This window comes from Dyadobacter ginsengisoli DSM 21015 (assembly GCF_059568735.1).
The window spans coordinates 532,111-548,192 of sequence record NZ_JCANTY010000005.1 but is presented as its reverse complement, the minus strand read 5'-3'; the positions used below and the strand labels follow the sequence as shown (position 1 = coordinate 548,192).

General features: G+C 48.2%; 11 protein-coding genes. 7 read left to right on the top strand and 4 right to left on the bottom strand.

Features of this window, described 5'->3' with window-relative positions; genetic code table 11:
• Positions 1 to 39 precede the first annotated feature (39 nt).
• Positions 40 to 1,041 carry a zinc-binding dehydrogenase gene (locus tag BP71_RS20830; RefSeq protein ID WP_496382746.1) on the top strand — a complete coding sequence of 334 codons (1,002 nt, stop codon included), beginning with the start codon at positions 40 to 42 and terminating at the stop codon, positions 1,039 to 1,041.
• 193 nt (positions 1,042 to 1,234) lie between these two features.
• Here BP71_RS20830 and BP71_RS20825 read toward each other — a convergent pair whose 3' ends face one another.
• On the bottom strand, positions 1,235 to 2,260 hold the full coding sequence (locus tag BP71_RS20825) for a right-handed parallel beta-helix repeat-containing protein (protein ID WP_496382744.1): 1,026 nt from the start codon (positions 2,258 to 2,260) through the stop codon (positions 1,235 to 1,237).
• Between the two features lie 140 nt (positions 2,261 to 2,400).
• Between BP71_RS20825 and BP71_RS20820 the strand changes: the two genes are divergently transcribed.
• Positions 2,401 to 3,684, top strand: a complete 1,284-nt coding sequence (locus tag BP71_RS20820; RefSeq protein ID WP_496382742.1) for a hypothetical protein — start codon at positions 2,401 to 2,403, stop codon at positions 3,682 to 3,684.
• A 257-nt stretch (positions 3,685 to 3,941) separates the two neighbouring features.
• Here the strand turns inward: BP71_RS20820 and BP71_RS20815 are convergent, their stop codons facing one another.
• Positions 3,942 to 4,208: a hypothetical protein gene (locus tag BP71_RS20815; protein ID WP_496382740.1), complete on the bottom strand. Its 267-nt coding sequence runs from the start codon at positions 4,206 to 4,208 to the stop codon at positions 3,942 to 3,944.
• Between the two features lie 204 nt (positions 4,209 to 4,412).
• Here BP71_RS20815 and BP71_RS20810 point away from each other — a divergent pair, with 204 nt between their 5' ends.
• The gene (locus tag BP71_RS20810; RefSeq protein WP_496382738.1) at positions 4,413 to 5,198 is read left to right on the top strand and encodes a HipA family kinase; all 786 of its coding nucleotides are present in this window, start codon (positions 4,413 to 4,415) and stop codon (positions 5,196 to 5,198) included.
• Positions 5,188 to 5,571 (top strand): DUF3037 domain-containing protein, encoded by a 384-nt coding sequence (locus BP71_RS20805; protein ID WP_496382736.1) that lies wholly within the window; start codon positions 5,188 to 5,190, stop codon positions 5,569 to 5,571. The genes BP71_RS20810 and BP71_RS20805 overlap by 11 nt, the downstream gene beginning before the upstream one ends.
• Before the next feature lie 4 nt (positions 5,572 to 5,575).
• Here the strand turns inward: BP71_RS20805 and BP71_RS20800 are convergent, their stop codons facing one another.
• On the bottom strand, positions 5,576 to 6,331 hold the full coding sequence (locus BP71_RS20800) for a LytR/AlgR family response regulator transcription factor (protein ID WP_496382734.1): 756 nt from the start codon (positions 6,329 to 6,331) through the stop codon (positions 5,576 to 5,578).
• 27 nt (positions 6,332 to 6,358) lie between these two features.
• Positions 6,359 to 9,934 carry a histidine kinase gene (locus tag BP71_RS20795; RefSeq protein WP_496382733.1) on the bottom strand — a complete coding sequence of 1,192 codons (3,576 nt, stop codon included), beginning with the start codon at positions 9,932 to 9,934 and terminating at the stop codon, positions 6,359 to 6,361.
• Between the two features lie 269 nt (positions 9,935 to 10,203).
• Here BP71_RS20795 and BP71_RS20790 point away from each other — a divergent pair, with 269 nt between their 5' ends.
• From BP71_RS20790 to treY, 3 genes are all read left to right on the top strand, one after another.
• Positions 10,204 to 10,488, top strand: coding sequence for a hypothetical protein (locus tag BP71_RS20790; protein ID WP_496382731.1), 285 nt, complete (start codon positions 10,204 to 10,206; stop codon positions 10,486 to 10,488).
• 934 nt (positions 10,489 to 11,422) lie between these two features.
• Positions 11,423 to 11,812 (top strand): response regulator, encoded by a 390-nt coding sequence (locus BP71_RS20785; protein WP_496382729.1) that lies wholly within the window; start codon positions 11,423 to 11,425, stop codon positions 11,810 to 11,812.
• Positions 11,813 to 11,872: 60 nt separating this feature from the next.
• Entirely contained in the window at positions 11,873 to 16,075 is a 4,203-nt protein-coding gene (gene treY, locus BP71_RS20780; RefSeq protein ID WP_496382727.1) for a malto-oligosyltrehalose synthase, read from the top strand.
• The last annotated feature ends 7 nt before the right edge of the window (positions 16,076 to 16,082 follow it).

Genomic DNA, 16,082 nt, shown 5'->3' with positions numbered 1-16,082 from the left:
ACAAATTTGCACCATCATTTACTTAATCAAGTATAAATCATGAAAGCGGCATTTTTAACAGATAGCAATCAACCACTCATTATCAAAGAAGTACCAACACCTGCGCCGTCCGCGAAGCAGGTGTTGATCAAACTGATCTACTCTTCATTGAACCACCGGGATGTATGGATCCAAAAAGGACAATATGCCGGCCCGAAATCAGGGCTGATCCTGGGATCGGATGGATTTGGTACAGTAACCGCGGTGGGGGAAGGAGCGGACGCATCCTGGATTGGCAAGGAAGTGATCATCAATCCCAGCCACGATTGGGGAGATAATCCGTCCGCGTTTGGAGACGATTTTAAAATTCTGGGGAACCCCGAGCCCGGCACATTTGCGGAGTATATTACGGTGCATGAAAAATATGTGCATGAGAAACCTACGCACCTGACCGATGCGGAAGCTGCCGCATTGCCTCTGGCCGGTGTGACCACCTACCGGGCGTTGTTTACACGGGCTCAGGTGAAAGCGGGCGAGCAGGTGCTCATTACCGGTATCGGCGCAGGAACCGCGTTGCTCGCATTGCAATATGCAATCGCAGCCGGTGCCAGGGTGTATGTGACATCGGGCTCGCAGGACAAGATCGACAAGGCAAAGGCGCTGGGTGCAATCGATGGCTTCAATTATAAGGAAGCGGATTGGTTCAAAAAGGCAAAACAGTTGACCGGCGGTTTTGAAGTAGTGATCGACAGCGCATCCGGCAAAGGGTTCGGGGATTTGATCGAAGTGGCCAGGCCCGGCGGCCGTATCGTATTCTTCGGCGGTACCGACGGCCCGATAGGTAATATAATTCCCAATAAAGTGTACTGGCGGAACCTTTCTATACTCGGAACAACGATGGGAACTCCCGAGGATTTTAAGAATATGCTGGCATTCACGATTAAGCATGGCATCAAGCCCATCGTGGACAAGGTTTATCCTTCGCTTACCGACGCCCAGGCTGCATTTGACTACATGCACGAAGGCAGGCAGTTTGGGAAAATAGTATTAAAAAACGACTGAAACAGAGCCATGGCGGCCGATAGGACGCCATGGCTCTGTTTCAGTGATTCCATCGATATCTTCCATCCGGCGGCCAGGCTCCTTTCTGCGGCTTTGGATTTCTTCCGGCCAGATGCCACCAGTTTCATATAGCGGGGGTAATCACAATTGCTTTTTCATGGCTAATAGTTGGAATTGGTTGTAAGAGTCCGTTTTATTTGGGCGCTTTTTTGAAAATGCCGGCATTCAGGTTTCTTCCTTCGGAGGCGGGCAGCGGATTGAGGTAGTCCTGTGGCAGACCGTTGGTCGCGACTTCACTGAGTAGGAGCTGGCCCGAGTGTGCCACCTGCTCCTCGGTATGCGCATTGCGGTCGGCGGGCACCGCGCCGTCTTTTGTGTAATATCCCATTTCATGCTGCAAGCCAGTAAAAAGGCAGTTTTTGAAATGGTATTTTGGATAGGTTTTTTCCGGCCGCAGCCACAGATAAGCCGAATTCGATACGATGTTGTTTTCAAATACAAAATCCTCTTTGAATGCTCCGAACCATACTGCTGACTCATAGGCACCGGCGATGATCGAGTTTTTCAGGGAGAAATCTCTGATGGCCATAAAAAGCAGGAGCGCATTCTTGGTACCATAGAAAATGCAATGGTCGACGTGAATACCCGTACCATGCGCCCAGATACTCCCTTGTATCGGTGCAGAATTGCGCTCTCCGACAAAATAGCATTGCGAAACATCGAGGCCTGTCAATGTAGAATCCTTCCGGTTGACGGGATAATAATACTGAACATCCGGATTGCTATTGCCGATAAATTTCATCCCGCGAATACGTACATGATCCGCATCCACCAGAAAGCCGACGGCGTGGCGGAACTGGGTGGTTGAATTGACGGAAGACACCGACTGGATCACCGGCATTTGCGCGGGTTTCCAGTCCGGGTCGTCCGGCATCACGGTCGCTTCGATGGTGAGCCAGGCTTCCCCCGTATTCTTTTTATCGATGGTGACTTTGTCGCGAAGCGTATACAGTCCCGGCGCCACTTTAATCGTCACATTTTCGTCGGTTTTGTAAGTTTTGGCAAGGTTCACAGCGCGCTGCAGGGTGGCTACCGGTGTTTCGGCTTTCCCGTTGGCCGCGTCGTTTCCGCTGGCGCCATTGACGAAGATCGTCTGCGCGGCTAGCTGCCGGATGACCAGCGAAAAGATAATGGACAATAAATAGCTTAATTTGCTCATCTTTTAAATATTTGTTGCTCGTTTGAAATGAACGGCCGGCCGGCTGTTGATGTGTCTGTCACAAACATAGCGGGACAGGACGTTTACAAGGTTTTCAATTTGGGATCAAGTTTTGTCAAGTTTTATCATCCTCATTCACAATGGTTTCTGAAATAAATGAGTTGCAGCGCTGCAAAGCAGTCATCGAAGGAAAACTGGACTGGGGGCCGGCTGAAAGCTGGCAGACTGCTGATTTTGAAAACCTGAGCGAGGCGATCCTGCAACAAACCGGCGTGTCGCTCAGCACGAGCACATTACGGCGGATATGGGGCCGAGTGGAGTACAATCATTTGCCGAGCGGTACCACTTTGAATACCCTGGCGCGATTTGCCGGGTCTGACGATTGGCGCACCTTTGTGAAAGAGGGCCGTCAGACGGAAAGCGGGGTGGCGACACAGGACGCCGTGGATGATCATTCCGTGAAGGTTGTGAAATCAGGGAAGGCAAAACTTTGGAAAACACTAGCCGGCATAGCGACGGTGGCACTGGCGCTCATCGTTGTGAGCATGCTTGCATTCGATAAAGGTGAACCACAACTGAAAAAGAAAGCTTATGTTTTTGGCAGTCAGCCGGTGACACGCGGCATTCCCAACTCCGTTATTTTTACGTACGATGCTACCGCGTCACCGACGGATTCGGTCTTTATCCAGCAATCCTGGGACGCCCGCAAAAAGGTGCTAGTGGACAAAAATCTGCATAAGCACACCTCCGTTTACTACGAGCCGGGTGTTTACCGCGCCAAATTACAGATCGGGGACCAGGTAGTGCAAGAGCACAGACTGGTGATCGGGACGCAAGGCTGGTCGGCTCTGATTGACAAGGCTCCGGTCCCGGTTTATCTAAAGGAGGGCGAGTTTACCGGCAAGGCGGGGATGGGCACACGGGTAAAGACAATTGAGGATAAGAACATACGCATGCAGCCGGAACCTCCGCTTATCAAATATTTCAATGTCGGTAATTTCGAACCGGTAGCGCTGGGCGATTTTACTTTTAGCTCCGAAGTTAAAAATGAATATAACGAAGGAGCTGCGGCTTGCCAGCTCACCTATATTTCATTGGTCACCGACGACACACCCATTGTGATTCCATTGTCGGTAAAAGGCTGCGTGTCCGATTTGAACCTGATGAGTGTAGATGATTACCTGTCAGGGAAAAAAGCTGATCTGTCGGCACTGGGCGTTGACTTTTCGGACTGGGTACGGGTATCATGCACAAGCTCCAATGGAAAGATCCGGTATGCGATCAACGGTGTGCAGGCGTTTGAATTTCCGGTGCCAAAGCGGGCCATTAAAATCCTGGGCGTGGCATTCGGCTTTCGTGGGACGGGTTCTGTCCGTAAAGTCGCTTTGTCCACGGGTGGCAGGGAAGTTTTTCAGGCATTCTGAAGAATTGGATAGTTGCCCGGTCACATCCTTCACCTGGTAGCTGAATGTTGCCTGTCCTTCAAATTACGATCCGGTGTATACGTTAACTTTCCGTTTGCGGTCGTTGCACTCCCGGCGCCAACTGTTCCCACATTGGTACAGGCAGATGGATTAGTGGCCGTCGGCACGTCGGGTGCTCTTCTCACGTGGTGTATGTTAATGCCGTTACTACCGAGCCCGAGTAAACCGATGTTCAGATCCAGCTCCACCCGGTCGAATCACACGGTATTGACTCCGTCCTTCGGAGTGAAGTAGAATGTGATCTGCGCATTGTTGGACCCCTGCAAGCCCAGTACGTCCGCATCCAGCAATGAACTGACAAGGGTGGCGCTGCCGACTGCGGTAGAACCGTTGTAGGCCTGCAATCCCGAGAGCGCTACTGTGTTACCATCCTTATCCCGTGCGGTGAGGCTTACGCCGCCTCCCAACAAGGCTGTTGCATTATTATTGATCCTCACATAAATCGTTACCGGCGCTCCCCGCACTGGTGGTAACTTTTACGGGGAATTCAAGCTGAATCCACGCGGTGGAGATGCCGGCAGTGCTCGAGGCAGTGAGTAGCACATCATTATTGTGGGTTTAATGTTCGATGCGGTGTTCCTGGCATGGATGATGTTTAATCGTTAAACTTCGCCAAATTTTTTTTTAATTGCTATCTTGAGCGTCTTCAAATGATCCGGATTGCTGCAATGGATAGGAATGCTATAGGCCTTCGAATGGTAAATGTACTGCGTTACCTCACGCCTTTGCGAGAAGGTGGTTCGCTTCCCGCGATTGCGGAGGCTGACGATGATTTCTTGTATGTTCTCAAATTCAGAGGTGCGGGGCAGGGGACAAAAGCGTTGATTGCCGAACTGATCGGTGGGGAGTTGGCGCGTTTTTTGGGCCTTAAAGTGCCTGAAATCGTCTTTGCAAATCTGGATGAGGCTTTTGGCAGGACTGAGCCGGATGAGGAGATCCAGGATCTGCTGAAAGCCAGCACCGGCATTAATCTGGCCATGCACTATTTGTCAGGTGCGATCACTTTCGATCCGGTTGTGACAAAAGTCGACGCGCGACTGGCTTCTGAGATTGTGTGGCTGGATAGTTTTCTGACGAATGTTGACAGGACTGCCCGGAACACCAATATGCTGATGTGGCACAAGGAGCTATGGCTGATCGATCATGGGGCTGCAATGTACTTCCATCATTCCTGGCAAAACTGGGAGGAGCAAGCGCGGCGTCCATTTACCCAGGTGAAGGATCATGTGCTGTTGCGTCAGGCTTCCAGGTTGGCTGAGGTTGACGACGAATTCAATGCCCGACTGCAGGGAGGGATTATTCCCGCAGTGGTCGGGTTGATCCCGGATGACTGGTTACTCAGGGATTCTCCATTTGAATCTGCAGAGGAACACCGGGCTGCCTATGTGAGCTATCTCGAGGCCCGTCTGTCCGCGTCTGAAATCTTTGTAAAAGGAGCGAGCGATGCCAGATAAGCTTTTATACGAATACGCGGTTATGCGCCTGGTTCCACGTGTTGAGCGCGAGGAATTTGTAAATGTGGGAGTAGTGATCTACTGCCCGGGGTCCCGGTTTCTCAGCTGTCAATACAGGATCGACACCGACCGTCTGGCCGTCTTTGCCCCAACACTTGATCTGACAGAAATCGGCCGCTATCTGCATTCATTTGAAATGATATGTAACGGAGACAAGCAAGGCGGCCCGATAGCCGAGTTACCGCCCGCATCGCGTTTTCGGTGGCTCACTGCTACCCGCAGCACCGTTTTGCAAGTCTCCAAGGTCCATCCCGGATTCTGTATGGATCCTTGGGAGAGTTTGCAAAGGCTTTTTGAGCAGCAGGTATTGTAGGATACTATTTCAATTTCAGGTATTGCTGTACCAGCTCCTTCTTTCTCCGTGATATTTCAATACGGGAGCCATCGGACAATAGTAAAAACTGGTTGTTGTGCGTGACCTGCTTGATGTACTTCGGGTTGACGAGATGCGATTTATGCGTTCTGATAAAATTAAACTCACACAACATTTCGTCAAAATGTTTCAGGGTCTTGCTGGCGAGGAACGGCCTTTTGCCGATCAGGTGGATGGAAGTGTAATTCTTGTCCGCTTCCAGCCTCAGAATTTCATCCAGCGTAAAAAAGAATACACCCTCGCTGGACGGCACAGCCAGTCGGAAATCCCGGACATTTTTCTTTTCCATATTGTGGACCAGGTTATCGTACAGTTGCTGCGTCTGTTGCTTTGGCTTTGTGAGGGCCTTTTCCAGGTGACGGTTGACCGCGGCCTGGAGCTCTTCGGGATCCACGGGTTTCAGAAGATAGTCGAGCGCGCTGAACCGGATCGCCTGAATGGCATACTGATTAAATGCGGTTGTAAAGACGATGTCATAAGGCGGGTTCTTTCGGGCCAGTAAAAACTCGAAACCGTTCTGATGAGGCATTTCAACATCCAGGAACACGATATCCGGTTCGAAATTTTCCAATACGACGAGGGCATCCTTGACCGATTCAGCATGCCGGATCTCTACGTCCTGGGATACCGAATTGTTCAGATAGTGATTCAGAACATTGCGTGCTTTTTGTTCGTCATCGATGATTAGAGTTTTTATCATAACGTTTATGGGTGATTATAGTGTAAGTCAGGTATTCTCAAGAGAAGTCGAAAGCTCGATCACGATCAGCGTGCCGGTTGCATTTTCCAGATCATCATATTTGTCGATAATGGCGACCGATGCATGCTGTCCCTGCTTGTCGATTAGATCAAGCCGGTCTTTTGCAATTTGCAGGCCCTTGGATTTGTGTCTTTTGGTATGGGAGTTACGCTCTTTGATCACAAATGATTGTTTTCGCCCGATCCCGTTATCATCGATTGTGCATTTGAAAACTTCCTCGTCCAATTTTTCGAATGAAATCCGGAGCTCTCGGTAACCGTCCTTATGCATCAGCCCATGCCAGATCGCGTTCTCAACGTATGGTTGCAGCAACATGGATGGGAGCAGGATTTCGTCAGCTTCGAGGTCGTCGTCAATGTGAATATGATAGACAAAGCTTTGTTCAAAGCGCATTTGTTCCAGTTCCAGGTAAAGATGCAAAACGTCTTTCTCCTCTTCGATAGTCACTAGGTTTCTGTCTGAATTGTTCAGCACCATCCTGAACAGTTTGGAGAATTTGTTGAGATACATGCTGGCTTCTCCATATTTCTGAGTGACGATACATTCCTGGATGCTGTTAAGGCAATTGAATACAAAATGTGGGTTCATTTGCGCGCGAAGGGCCATGAGTTGGCTTTCCGCAAGCATCCGGTTGATTTCGAGCAGCATCAGCTCTTTTTTAGCAGCTTCATCTTCCGCCTGCGCTTCCGCGATCTTGTTGGCATTGATGGATGCGATTGTGACCAATGCGCGGGCATGTTCTTCTGTAAAAAAATTTCTCCTGGTATGTTCCGAATCCAGCACGCCGATCAGCTTGCCCTCGTGCATGATGGGGACGGCGATTTCAGATAGTTTTCTTTTATCAGCCGGGATGTACCGCGTGTCGCGAGAGGTATCGGGAATGATAACCGTTTTCTTGATTTCTCCGGCCAAGCCGACAATCCCTTTCCCAAGGTCTATCTCAAGGGGATCGATTAATTCAATTTCATCACCATCCTTTGCGCCATGCGAGGCTTTTTGGACGAGTTTTTGCTTGTCATTATCCCATAAGAATACACTGCAGTCTTCGAAGCGAAGCTGTGAGGTGCAGTTTCGGGCAATGTCCCAGCAGATTTCGTTGACCGAATTTTCACCGTAAACCGAATTCGCAAAGTATTCAATTGTCTTGGAAAGCTCACGCTTACGTTTCCGATTCAGATATCCGTCATAAGTCAGGTACAAGAACACACAGGATACGCAACCGACGAGCATGAAGAACCACCAGCTCTGCCACCAGTTAGGAAGAATATGGATACGCACTGCCGTAACTTGTTTCATCCATCGCCCATGTTCGTCCGTACTCCTGACCTTGAACAGGTAACTTCCAGGTCGGAGGCTGTTGTAACTGACGGTCATCGTCCTGCCTGCATGCACCCAGCTGTCGTCGATGCTTTCCAGTTGGTAACTGTATTGCAAAGAGGGGATGTCCCGATGATAAAGAGATGCATACTGAAATGTCACGAAGTCCTGATCTGATTTCAGTTCGATGGATGATCTGAGCAGATCTGATATTTCCTTGCCAAACACCCGCATTGAAGTAATATTAGGAGGTTTGACGACCGGAGTTGTCGAGAATTTGAATGGATCGATTTCTACGATGTGATCCAGCATCACAGCATACACTCTGTCTCGGGATGCGCAAACGGAAGTCCAGTAATCCTGCAAAGTCTTACCGAGATTGATTTTCACGCGCGTTGCTTTTTGATCTCCGGGATACATGAACAGCAAGCCCTCAAAGGTGCTACCCCAAATGGCTCCACGGGAATCAATGGCAAGAATCTTAACAAGGTCGAATGGGAAATCGCGATCGATTTGCAAGCTATCCAGAATATGGCCTTCCGGATCCATTTTGTAAACTCCTTTTTTGAAGATTGTAAACCATACATTGCCGTTTTTGTCCTCGACTGCATGGTTAACTCTAAAATTAGCGGGGTTTTCCATGGCAATGGAAAAAAACAGTTCCCTCTTAGTATCGAATCCTGCAAACCCGGCACCATCCTGTGAAAACAGGATATTTCCATTGTGAAGTTTTACAAAGCAGGTTGCATTGGTGTATTTGAATATGCCATATCTCGGGTTGTTACCATCAAAGCGGTCCAGTTGGCGGGTTTTTGGATCGAACCTATAAAGGGCGTCATTCCATACCTGGAACCAGACTCTTCCTTTTTGGTCTGAGAAGATGAAATTGGTAAATTCTGAACTGGTCTTTTTTTTGACGTTTTTGAATTTTTCAAGTTTATCACTATTCCCACGGATAATGTAAACTCCCCCGGCACCGCAACACCACCAGTCCTGCCCGACTTTTGCTGCCATGAAAAACTGATTTTTGTAGAGGGTGTCATCGCTAACCCGATATCTCTTGAAATCTGACCCTCCTTTGTTAAATTTTATAATACCGTCCTCCTTCGCTGCAACGATAATGGAGTCGCTAACGGCTATGGAGTTGATCGGCGCGAAACCGGTTTCGAGAAAATATGCAGAGCTTGGTAGTCTGTATATATTTTTGAAGGGTGAATTATACGCAAGCTTACTGACGCCATTTATTGTAGCGAACCAAAGATTGTTTTCCGAATCCTCTATAATGTCATAAAAGTGCCCGTAAGCAATGGAGTAGGGGGCATCCTGGCTATATGGAATTTTGAGTATTGGCTTGCCTGGTTCCTTGAAATATGCTGCGAAATTCATGGAGGATATCCAGAGCCGGTCGTGTTTATCGACAAACAACAAGTTGCTTCCCGCAATAGCGCGTTTACCGTTAAGTTCATGGTGGACGGCAACCTTTTTCTGGCGAAAATCAACGTAGCTGATTGTATGGTCGGATAGTGAAGCATACCAGAGGTTTTGTTGTGAATCCAGTGCAATGGAGGTGACTGAGCGTTTGCTGAGCATAGGTGCATAGAACGGGCAGTTAGTGCTATCATATAGCATGTTGCGCTGACAATCGATGAAAAAGCATTGCCTGCCCCCCACCCAGAAGCCGTGCCGGGATGGGTCCCAGCGAAAGATTCCACCACTCTGAAAATAGAAGTTAAAGTCGACGAGGTGCCCCACGTTGGGAATGACCTTTTCCGCTGAAAAGACTTTTGTCCCGTCGAATATAAAAATTTCCTTATCGCAGAGAATCCATAAACGGTTGAAGCCATCGCGGGTTATACCGAGAATGTTTTTGTTTTTAACCGCGCCGAATCGCTCGTCTGCGTAGTAAGAACCAACTGTTTTTTTGAAGATTCTGATACCGTTCGGCGTTCCCAGGAGCAGATTATCGCCGCGGCCTATGGGCTGGATGGCGGTTATCGTGATGTTTTTCTCATCCTTCGGATCATCATAGCGTTTTACAAAATTTCCGTCATATCTGTACAGGCCATTGAATGCGCCTACCCAAAGCATCCCATCCGGGTCCTTATACATGCATTGCGTATATTTTGAACTAAGGCCATCGTCCTCTTTCAGGTTTTGGAAGATAAATTGGGCCGTAAGTCGATTGGTGTGCAATAACAAAAAGAGGAAAGCTAAGTGCCGGTACATACTGGGAATAATTTCTCCTGAATACGTAATGTAGCTATATCCTAGCTCATTGTAAATACTAATGATTAAAAGGCGATTACGGGTTTCTTAACGGGGTTTTACGGGTAAAATTACAGCTGGTTGGCGTGGCTGGAGTCCCCAATTAGTTTGACCATTCAATCATTGATATCTCGCCGTTTATACATCCCATTTTTATTAGCTCGCCGGGTCAATAACTTTGCTGGAGGCGCTTCAAGTAACCTCTAATTCATCAATAACCGACTAATGAAATGACATTGTATTTAACCGGATTCATCATTGATTCCACAGCTGTTCTGGCCTTGACAGGTTACTATCTTTACTATGTAATCAGGAAAAAGGAACCGGAAGAACCGCGGCACTACTTTTGGCTCACCTCTGGCTTGATCACCTCGATCATCGTTGCATCAATTTTCTTTATATGGTTCGGAGACCTCACACTGGCGTCGGTTCTGGTCTGGCTCATGGCCGTACCAGTGGTTATTACTTCACTATTCATTTTGCTGATTATTATTTTTCGGCCAGACTGGAATTAGTTATCCCCTCATGAATCCGAGCGACGATTCGGTACTGGCTTTCCATTGACTATTTCAAAAGAACCGTTTGAGAACCGGATGCTCTAATATGACAGGAATACCCTGATATTTAGCTCATGTCTGTACGCGGGCTTTCAAAGCAAACATGTGAATCTTCTTTGGAGTAAACAGATAACGGAATGAAAAAGAGAATATGGTGGATCGGACTAGTGACCACGACAGTAGCTTCGTTCATCGCAGTTAATTTTTATTTATCACGAAAAAAGTAAATGTTCTGAACATGAAAAAATTATTGCATCGTTGGTTTGGGTTGTTTTATCTGGTCGTTCTGAGGAACAAAATCAAATACTACTGAGCGTAGGATAAGAACAGTCGTTGTAGTGTGTGTAGCAAATTCCGGCCCGCCCGATATGAGGTAGCCGGAATTTTTTTGTTTGTCAGAGGACCTCTGCGCTCACAGAGAAAGTAGATTGTTTGAAAGTCAGGTAATTGTGTCGTGTTTCGCGCCAGGTAAGCGCACAAAAAAACATTGAGTTTAATCAAGAACACTGATCTATTGTGTAACTTCATAGCGTAGATTGCCCAAACAGCCTTCTCACCAGATGGTACGTCAGTTTTTTACGTAGCCCACTTCAATCAGATCTGATCGCTCAACGATGCCCCCTTAACCGAGCTGGATTGTGAAAAAATGCCTTGCTGCCGTCATAAGTGAGAGCGGGGTCAGCCCAAAGTAACTTCCCAATTCCTGCGTCTTTTTTGTCTGGAATAAACTATTGGTTAACTATTGCCATTTTATCATTTAGATTTAAAATCTTTGTAGCGTATTTGCGACAACTATTTCTACATAGTTAGAGGCATGTGGGACTGGTGTGTTTGATTTTGTTGGTTTGTGTACGGTATCATTGTATTATCCTAGCCCCTTCTCAAAGCCATAATGGAATTTATTATAATCGACGATAGTGTCTTTGACCTCTTTACACAGGAAAAGCTGCTCCTGAAAAGCGGACTGACCCAATCGGTGAGGGCTTTCAGCTCCCCGCTGGAGGCTATTGCGTATCTTCGCGAACAAACAGCGGAGATGCCCGAAACCGTGATCCTGCTTGATTTGCAAATGCCTGGTATCAACGGATTTGAGTTTACGGAACAGTTCGGAAACCTGCCCGACCCCGTTAGGAGAAATATACGGCTCTATATGATTTCCTCTACGGTTGACACGTCTGATATTGAAGAGGCCGAATCGAATCCTTATATTATTCAACTGCTCTCTAAACCATTGGAGATCCCGGTTCTGCGGGAGCTGTTAAGGAGAGGAAGGCCTCACTGACTGTGTCCTGATAACTGGCACAGAATTTAATGTGCCGCTGATGTACTATTCATCAGCAACATGCATAACCCCCTTTCTACCTACCGCCTGCAGTTTCACAGGAATTTTACTTTTCAGGATTTGCAGACCCTCACCAGCTATTTCCGGAGACTGGGGATTGGTTCCATATACGCGTCCCCGATTCTCGAATCAGTTGCGGGGAGTACGCACGGCTACGATGGCGTCAATCCGGAACGCATCGATCCCGAGTTGGGCGGGATCGACGGATTGCGCAAAGTCAGCCTCAGTATGAGTGAGGCCGATATAGGCTGGCTGCAAGACATCGTTCCCAACCATATGGCCTTTCATTCCAGCAATCTGTGGTTAATGGATGTCCTCGAAAAGGGAACACAGTCGATGTACGCACATTACTTCGATATCGCGTGGAATAACCGCCTGTTCAAAGGGAAGATCATGGTGCCTTTTCTGGGAAAGAACCTGGAAGAAGCGATCGCAGATCGCGAAATTAAAGTAACACACACGGATGGCCGTCTGGCTTTGGATTATGACGGAGCACTATTCCCATTAAGTCCTGGATCTTACACAACGGTTTTAGGGGCGTTAAACGGAGATGTGCCGGAGTCTGTTCAACAGCTTATAGATCAACTGGATGATTTGTTAAAAATAGAAGATCCCGGAATGTTTTCGGCGGGCTGGAACGAGTGGTTGATGCAGTTCAGATCTATTTTTGAAAATCAATCCATCGGGCTGCCTGCGGTATTGGACGAAATGAACCGGGACGGTGCGAAACTCAAACAACTGGCCGATGAACAAAATTATGTGTTGTGTCTCTGGCAACAGACGGAGGAACAGATCAACTTCCGTCGCTTTTTTACGGTCAACGGCCTGATTTGCCTGAATGTTCAAAATGAAGAGGTATTTGACGACTATCACAGCCTGATTAACCAGTTGCTGGAAGAAGGGGTTTTCCAGGGACTACGTGTAGATCACGTCGATGGGCTGTTCGATCCATCCGATTATGTACGCAAGTTGCGGAGAATGGCGGGAGAGGATGCGTATATCGTGGTGGAAAAGATTCTTGAAAAGGACGAGAATTTACCGGCCACCTGGCCGATTCAGGGAACTACGGGATACGATTTTCTAGCCTTGGTGAACAATCTGCTTACTTATGCGCCCTCCATAAAGGTGTTTGACGATTTCTATGCGGAGCTGACCGACAATAGGGACAATATACTGGACCAGTTGGTGGCTAAGAAAGCCGGGATATTATATGGCCATATGGCAGGTGAACTGGATAACCTCACACATCTTTTTACCGAGCTGGAACTTGTTGATCAGGAGGGGCTGGCACGTATTGGATTGGAGCGCATCAGGGATGTGATCGCCGCGTTCTTAATTCATTGTCCGGTATATCGCTATTATGCTAACACCATGCCTTTGCCGGAAGATGAAATTCAAGGTGTAAAAGACATTCTGATCTCGATCACCAGGAAGCAGCTGGACCTGTCTCCCGCTGTGGAACTTTTGGAACAATGTTTCATTCATATTCCCGCTTTGGGTGACGAAGGCTACAATCAGCGGGCACTGGAGTTTTATCAGCGCTGCATGCAGTATACTGGCCCATTAATGGCAAAGGGCGGCGAAGATACATTGATGTACACTTATAATCGTTTCATCGGTCGCAATGAGGTGGGTGATTCTCCGGACTGGTTCGGCACGTCGGCAAATGATTTTCATCAATGGATAAAGCAGAGGAGCAAGGCCTGGCCTCTTGCTATGAATGCCACTGCCACGCACGATACAAAAAGGGGAGAGGATGCCCGTGCAAGGCTCAACGCCCTCACGGATAGCGCTGAACAATGGGTTGAAAAGGTCAGGGAGTGGCAACGTCTGAATGTGCAAGCCGAGAGCTCCCGGCTTGATAACAACGATGAATACCTCATCTATCAGGCCATGTTCGGAGTACACCCGATGCCGGGTGAGGAAATGGATCAATTTCAGGAGCGGATGGCTGATTTTCTGCAAAAGGCATTGCGGGAAGCGAAAACCAACACTTCATGGTCGGTCCCAAATGAGGCGTATGAAGAGAAAGCGAAGAACTTTTTAAATAAGATCCTGCAACCGGATTCGCCGTTTTTGCATTCGTTCAACGAATTTTTGGAATCGATCGCTGATTTTGGCATCATTAATTCCCTGGTGCAACTGGTATTGAAATTTACCTGCCCGGGCATCCCCGATGTGTATCAAGGTTGTGAATTATGGGATTTCAGCCTCGTAGACCCGGACAACAGACGGCCTGTGGATTTCAGAAAACGGACATCTTGGCTGGACGAACTGGAAGGATACGATGCGGATGGTTTGCCTAGAAAACTCTGGAAAGATCGGCGGAATGGAAAGATCAAGCTTTGGCTGACGCAACGATTATTCCAGCTGCGGAGGCAATACCCGGAACTTTTTACCAAAGGCGAATACATCCCGCTCAAAATCCGTGGTGCCTATAAGGAGCACTTGCTTGCTTTTGGCCGCCGGCAGAAGAAGGACGTCTTTGTGGTCGTCGTGCCCCTGCATGCGGCACTACTATGCAGGCAACCGGAAAAAGAATTCTCCGAAATCGACTGGAAGGATACCCATGTGATGCTGCCGGAGAACATGTTACCGTCATGGAGTAACGTTTTGTTGAGCCAGGAATATGATTTTGAGACAGCGCTGATTCCGACCGACCTGTTTCACGACCTGCCTTTCGCTATTCTTAAAGGGACAAAATCGGAGAATAAGCGCAAGGCGGGTGTGCTTTTGCACATTACGTCGCTGGCATCACCTTTTGGGGTAGGGGATATTGGTCCCGAGGCGTTTGCATTTGCTGATTTTATGGAAAGATCCGGTCAGGGCATATGGCAGATCCTGCCGTTGAATCCAACCGAAGGCTCCCAGGGTTATTCTCCATACAGCGCCCTTTCAAGCAGGGCTGGTAACCCTTTGTTGATCAGTCCGGATATGCTGGCAGAAGCGGGGTGGCTCGCGGTAAATGAATTGGCGGAATATCACCGGACGGCCACTTCGCGAGCCGATTATGCTGAGGTGGAACGGAACAAAAGCAGCTTGCTCGAAAAGGCATATCGAAACTACGAGCGTCAGGGCAACAGCACTGAACTCGATGATTTCGTTGCGGATAACGCTTCCTGGCTGGACGACTTCGTGGCTTATACATTGCTTAAAAAGCATTTCGATGGCAAGCCCTGGTACGAATGGCCGGAAGAATTCCGAATGAAGGATTCGAATGCAATCGTACAAATATCTGATACCCAGAGGGAATGGTGTCATTTTGTGCAATGGCAGCAGTTTATGTTTGATAAACAGTGGAAAAAACTGAGAGCCTATTGCAATGAGCGTAATATCCGGCTGGTGGGAGACGTGCCGTTTTACGTGAGTTACGATTCGGCTGACGTCTGGGCAAACCGTGAGCTGTTTTGTATCGACCGGAGTGGGAAAATTACGGGGATGGCCGGTGTGCCGCCGGATGCATTTTCGGAAGACGGGCAACTTTGGGGAATGCCCGTTTTCAACTGGCGTACACTCAGGGCGCAGGGATATCAATGGTGGATCGATCGGATGGCCCGAAACATGGAAATGTTCGATATGGTCAGATTAGACCATTTCAGGGCGTTTTACGACTTTTGGGAGGTACCCGGGGGTGAAAAAAATGCGGTGAATGGTACATGGAAAGCCGGACCGGGGGAGGATTTTTTTGAGAAAGTCCAGGAAGCATTGGGCCAGCTTCCCTTTATTGCCGAAGACCTGGGAGAGATGAGTCCGGGCGTGCATGCGCTGCGGGATAAGTTCAATCTGCCGGGAATGAAGGTATTGCAATTCGCATTTGATGAAAATATGACTGAATCGGATCATGTACCGCATAATTATCAGTCGAATTTTTTCGCCTATACGGGTACGCACGATAACAACACAACCAAAGGTTGGTTTCGGCAAATGCAAAAGTTAGGAATCCGCGAACGTCTGGAGGCTTATCTCGGCAAGCCTGTAACAGAGGATAATGTATGTCTTGAAATGGCGAGAATGGTCTATGGCTCAGTAGCTAAGGTTGCTATTTTGCCAATTCAGGATATTCTCAACCTGGATGAGCATGCTAAAATGAATCAGCCCGGCTCGATGGAAGGAAACTGGACATGGCGGTTGATGCCCGGGCAGATCACGGAAGAAGCGATGCGGTTCATAAGTCGGCTTACCGTCATGTATAACCGCGATTGAGAATACA

What these genes read in the sequence shown, in the direction of transcription:
- BP71_RS20830 (WP_496382746.1), top strand. Translation starts at nt 40, where the DNA reads ATGAAAGCGGCATTTTTAACAGATAGCAATCAACCACTCATTATCAAA.
- BP71_RS20820 (WP_496382742.1), top strand. Translation starts at nt 2,401, where the DNA reads ATGGTTTCTGAAATAAATGAGTTGCAGCGCTGCAAAGCAGTCATCGAA.
- BP71_RS20810 (WP_496382738.1), top strand. Translation starts at nt 4,413, where the DNA reads ATGGATAGGAATGCTATAGGCCTTCGAATGGTAAATGTACTGCGTTAC.
- BP71_RS20825 (WP_496382744.1), bottom strand. Translation starts at nt 2,260, where the DNA reads ATGAGCAAATTAAGCTATTTATTGTCCATTATCTTTTCGCTGGTCATC.
- treY (WP_496382727.1), top strand. Translation starts at nt 11,873, where the DNA reads ATGCATAACCCCCTTTCTACCTACCGCCTGCAGTTTCACAGGAATTTT.
- BP71_RS20805 (WP_496382736.1), top strand. Translation starts at nt 5,188, where the DNA reads ATGCCAGATAAGCTTTTATACGAATACGCGGTTATGCGCCTGGTTCCA.
- BP71_RS20795 (WP_496382733.1), bottom strand. Translation starts at nt 9,934, where the DNA reads ATGTACCGGCACTTAGCTTTCCTCTTTTTGTTATTGCACACCAATCGA.
- BP71_RS20790 (WP_496382731.1), top strand. Translation starts at nt 10,204, where the DNA reads ATGACATTGTATTTAACCGGATTCATCATTGATTCCACAGCTGTTCTG.
- BP71_RS20800 (WP_496382734.1), bottom strand. Translation starts at nt 6,331, where the DNA reads ATGATAAAAACTCTAATCATCGATGACGAACAAAAAGCACGCAATGTT.
- BP71_RS20785 (WP_496382729.1), top strand. Translation starts at nt 11,423, where the DNA reads ATGGAATTTATTATAATCGACGATAGTGTCTTTGACCTCTTTACACAG.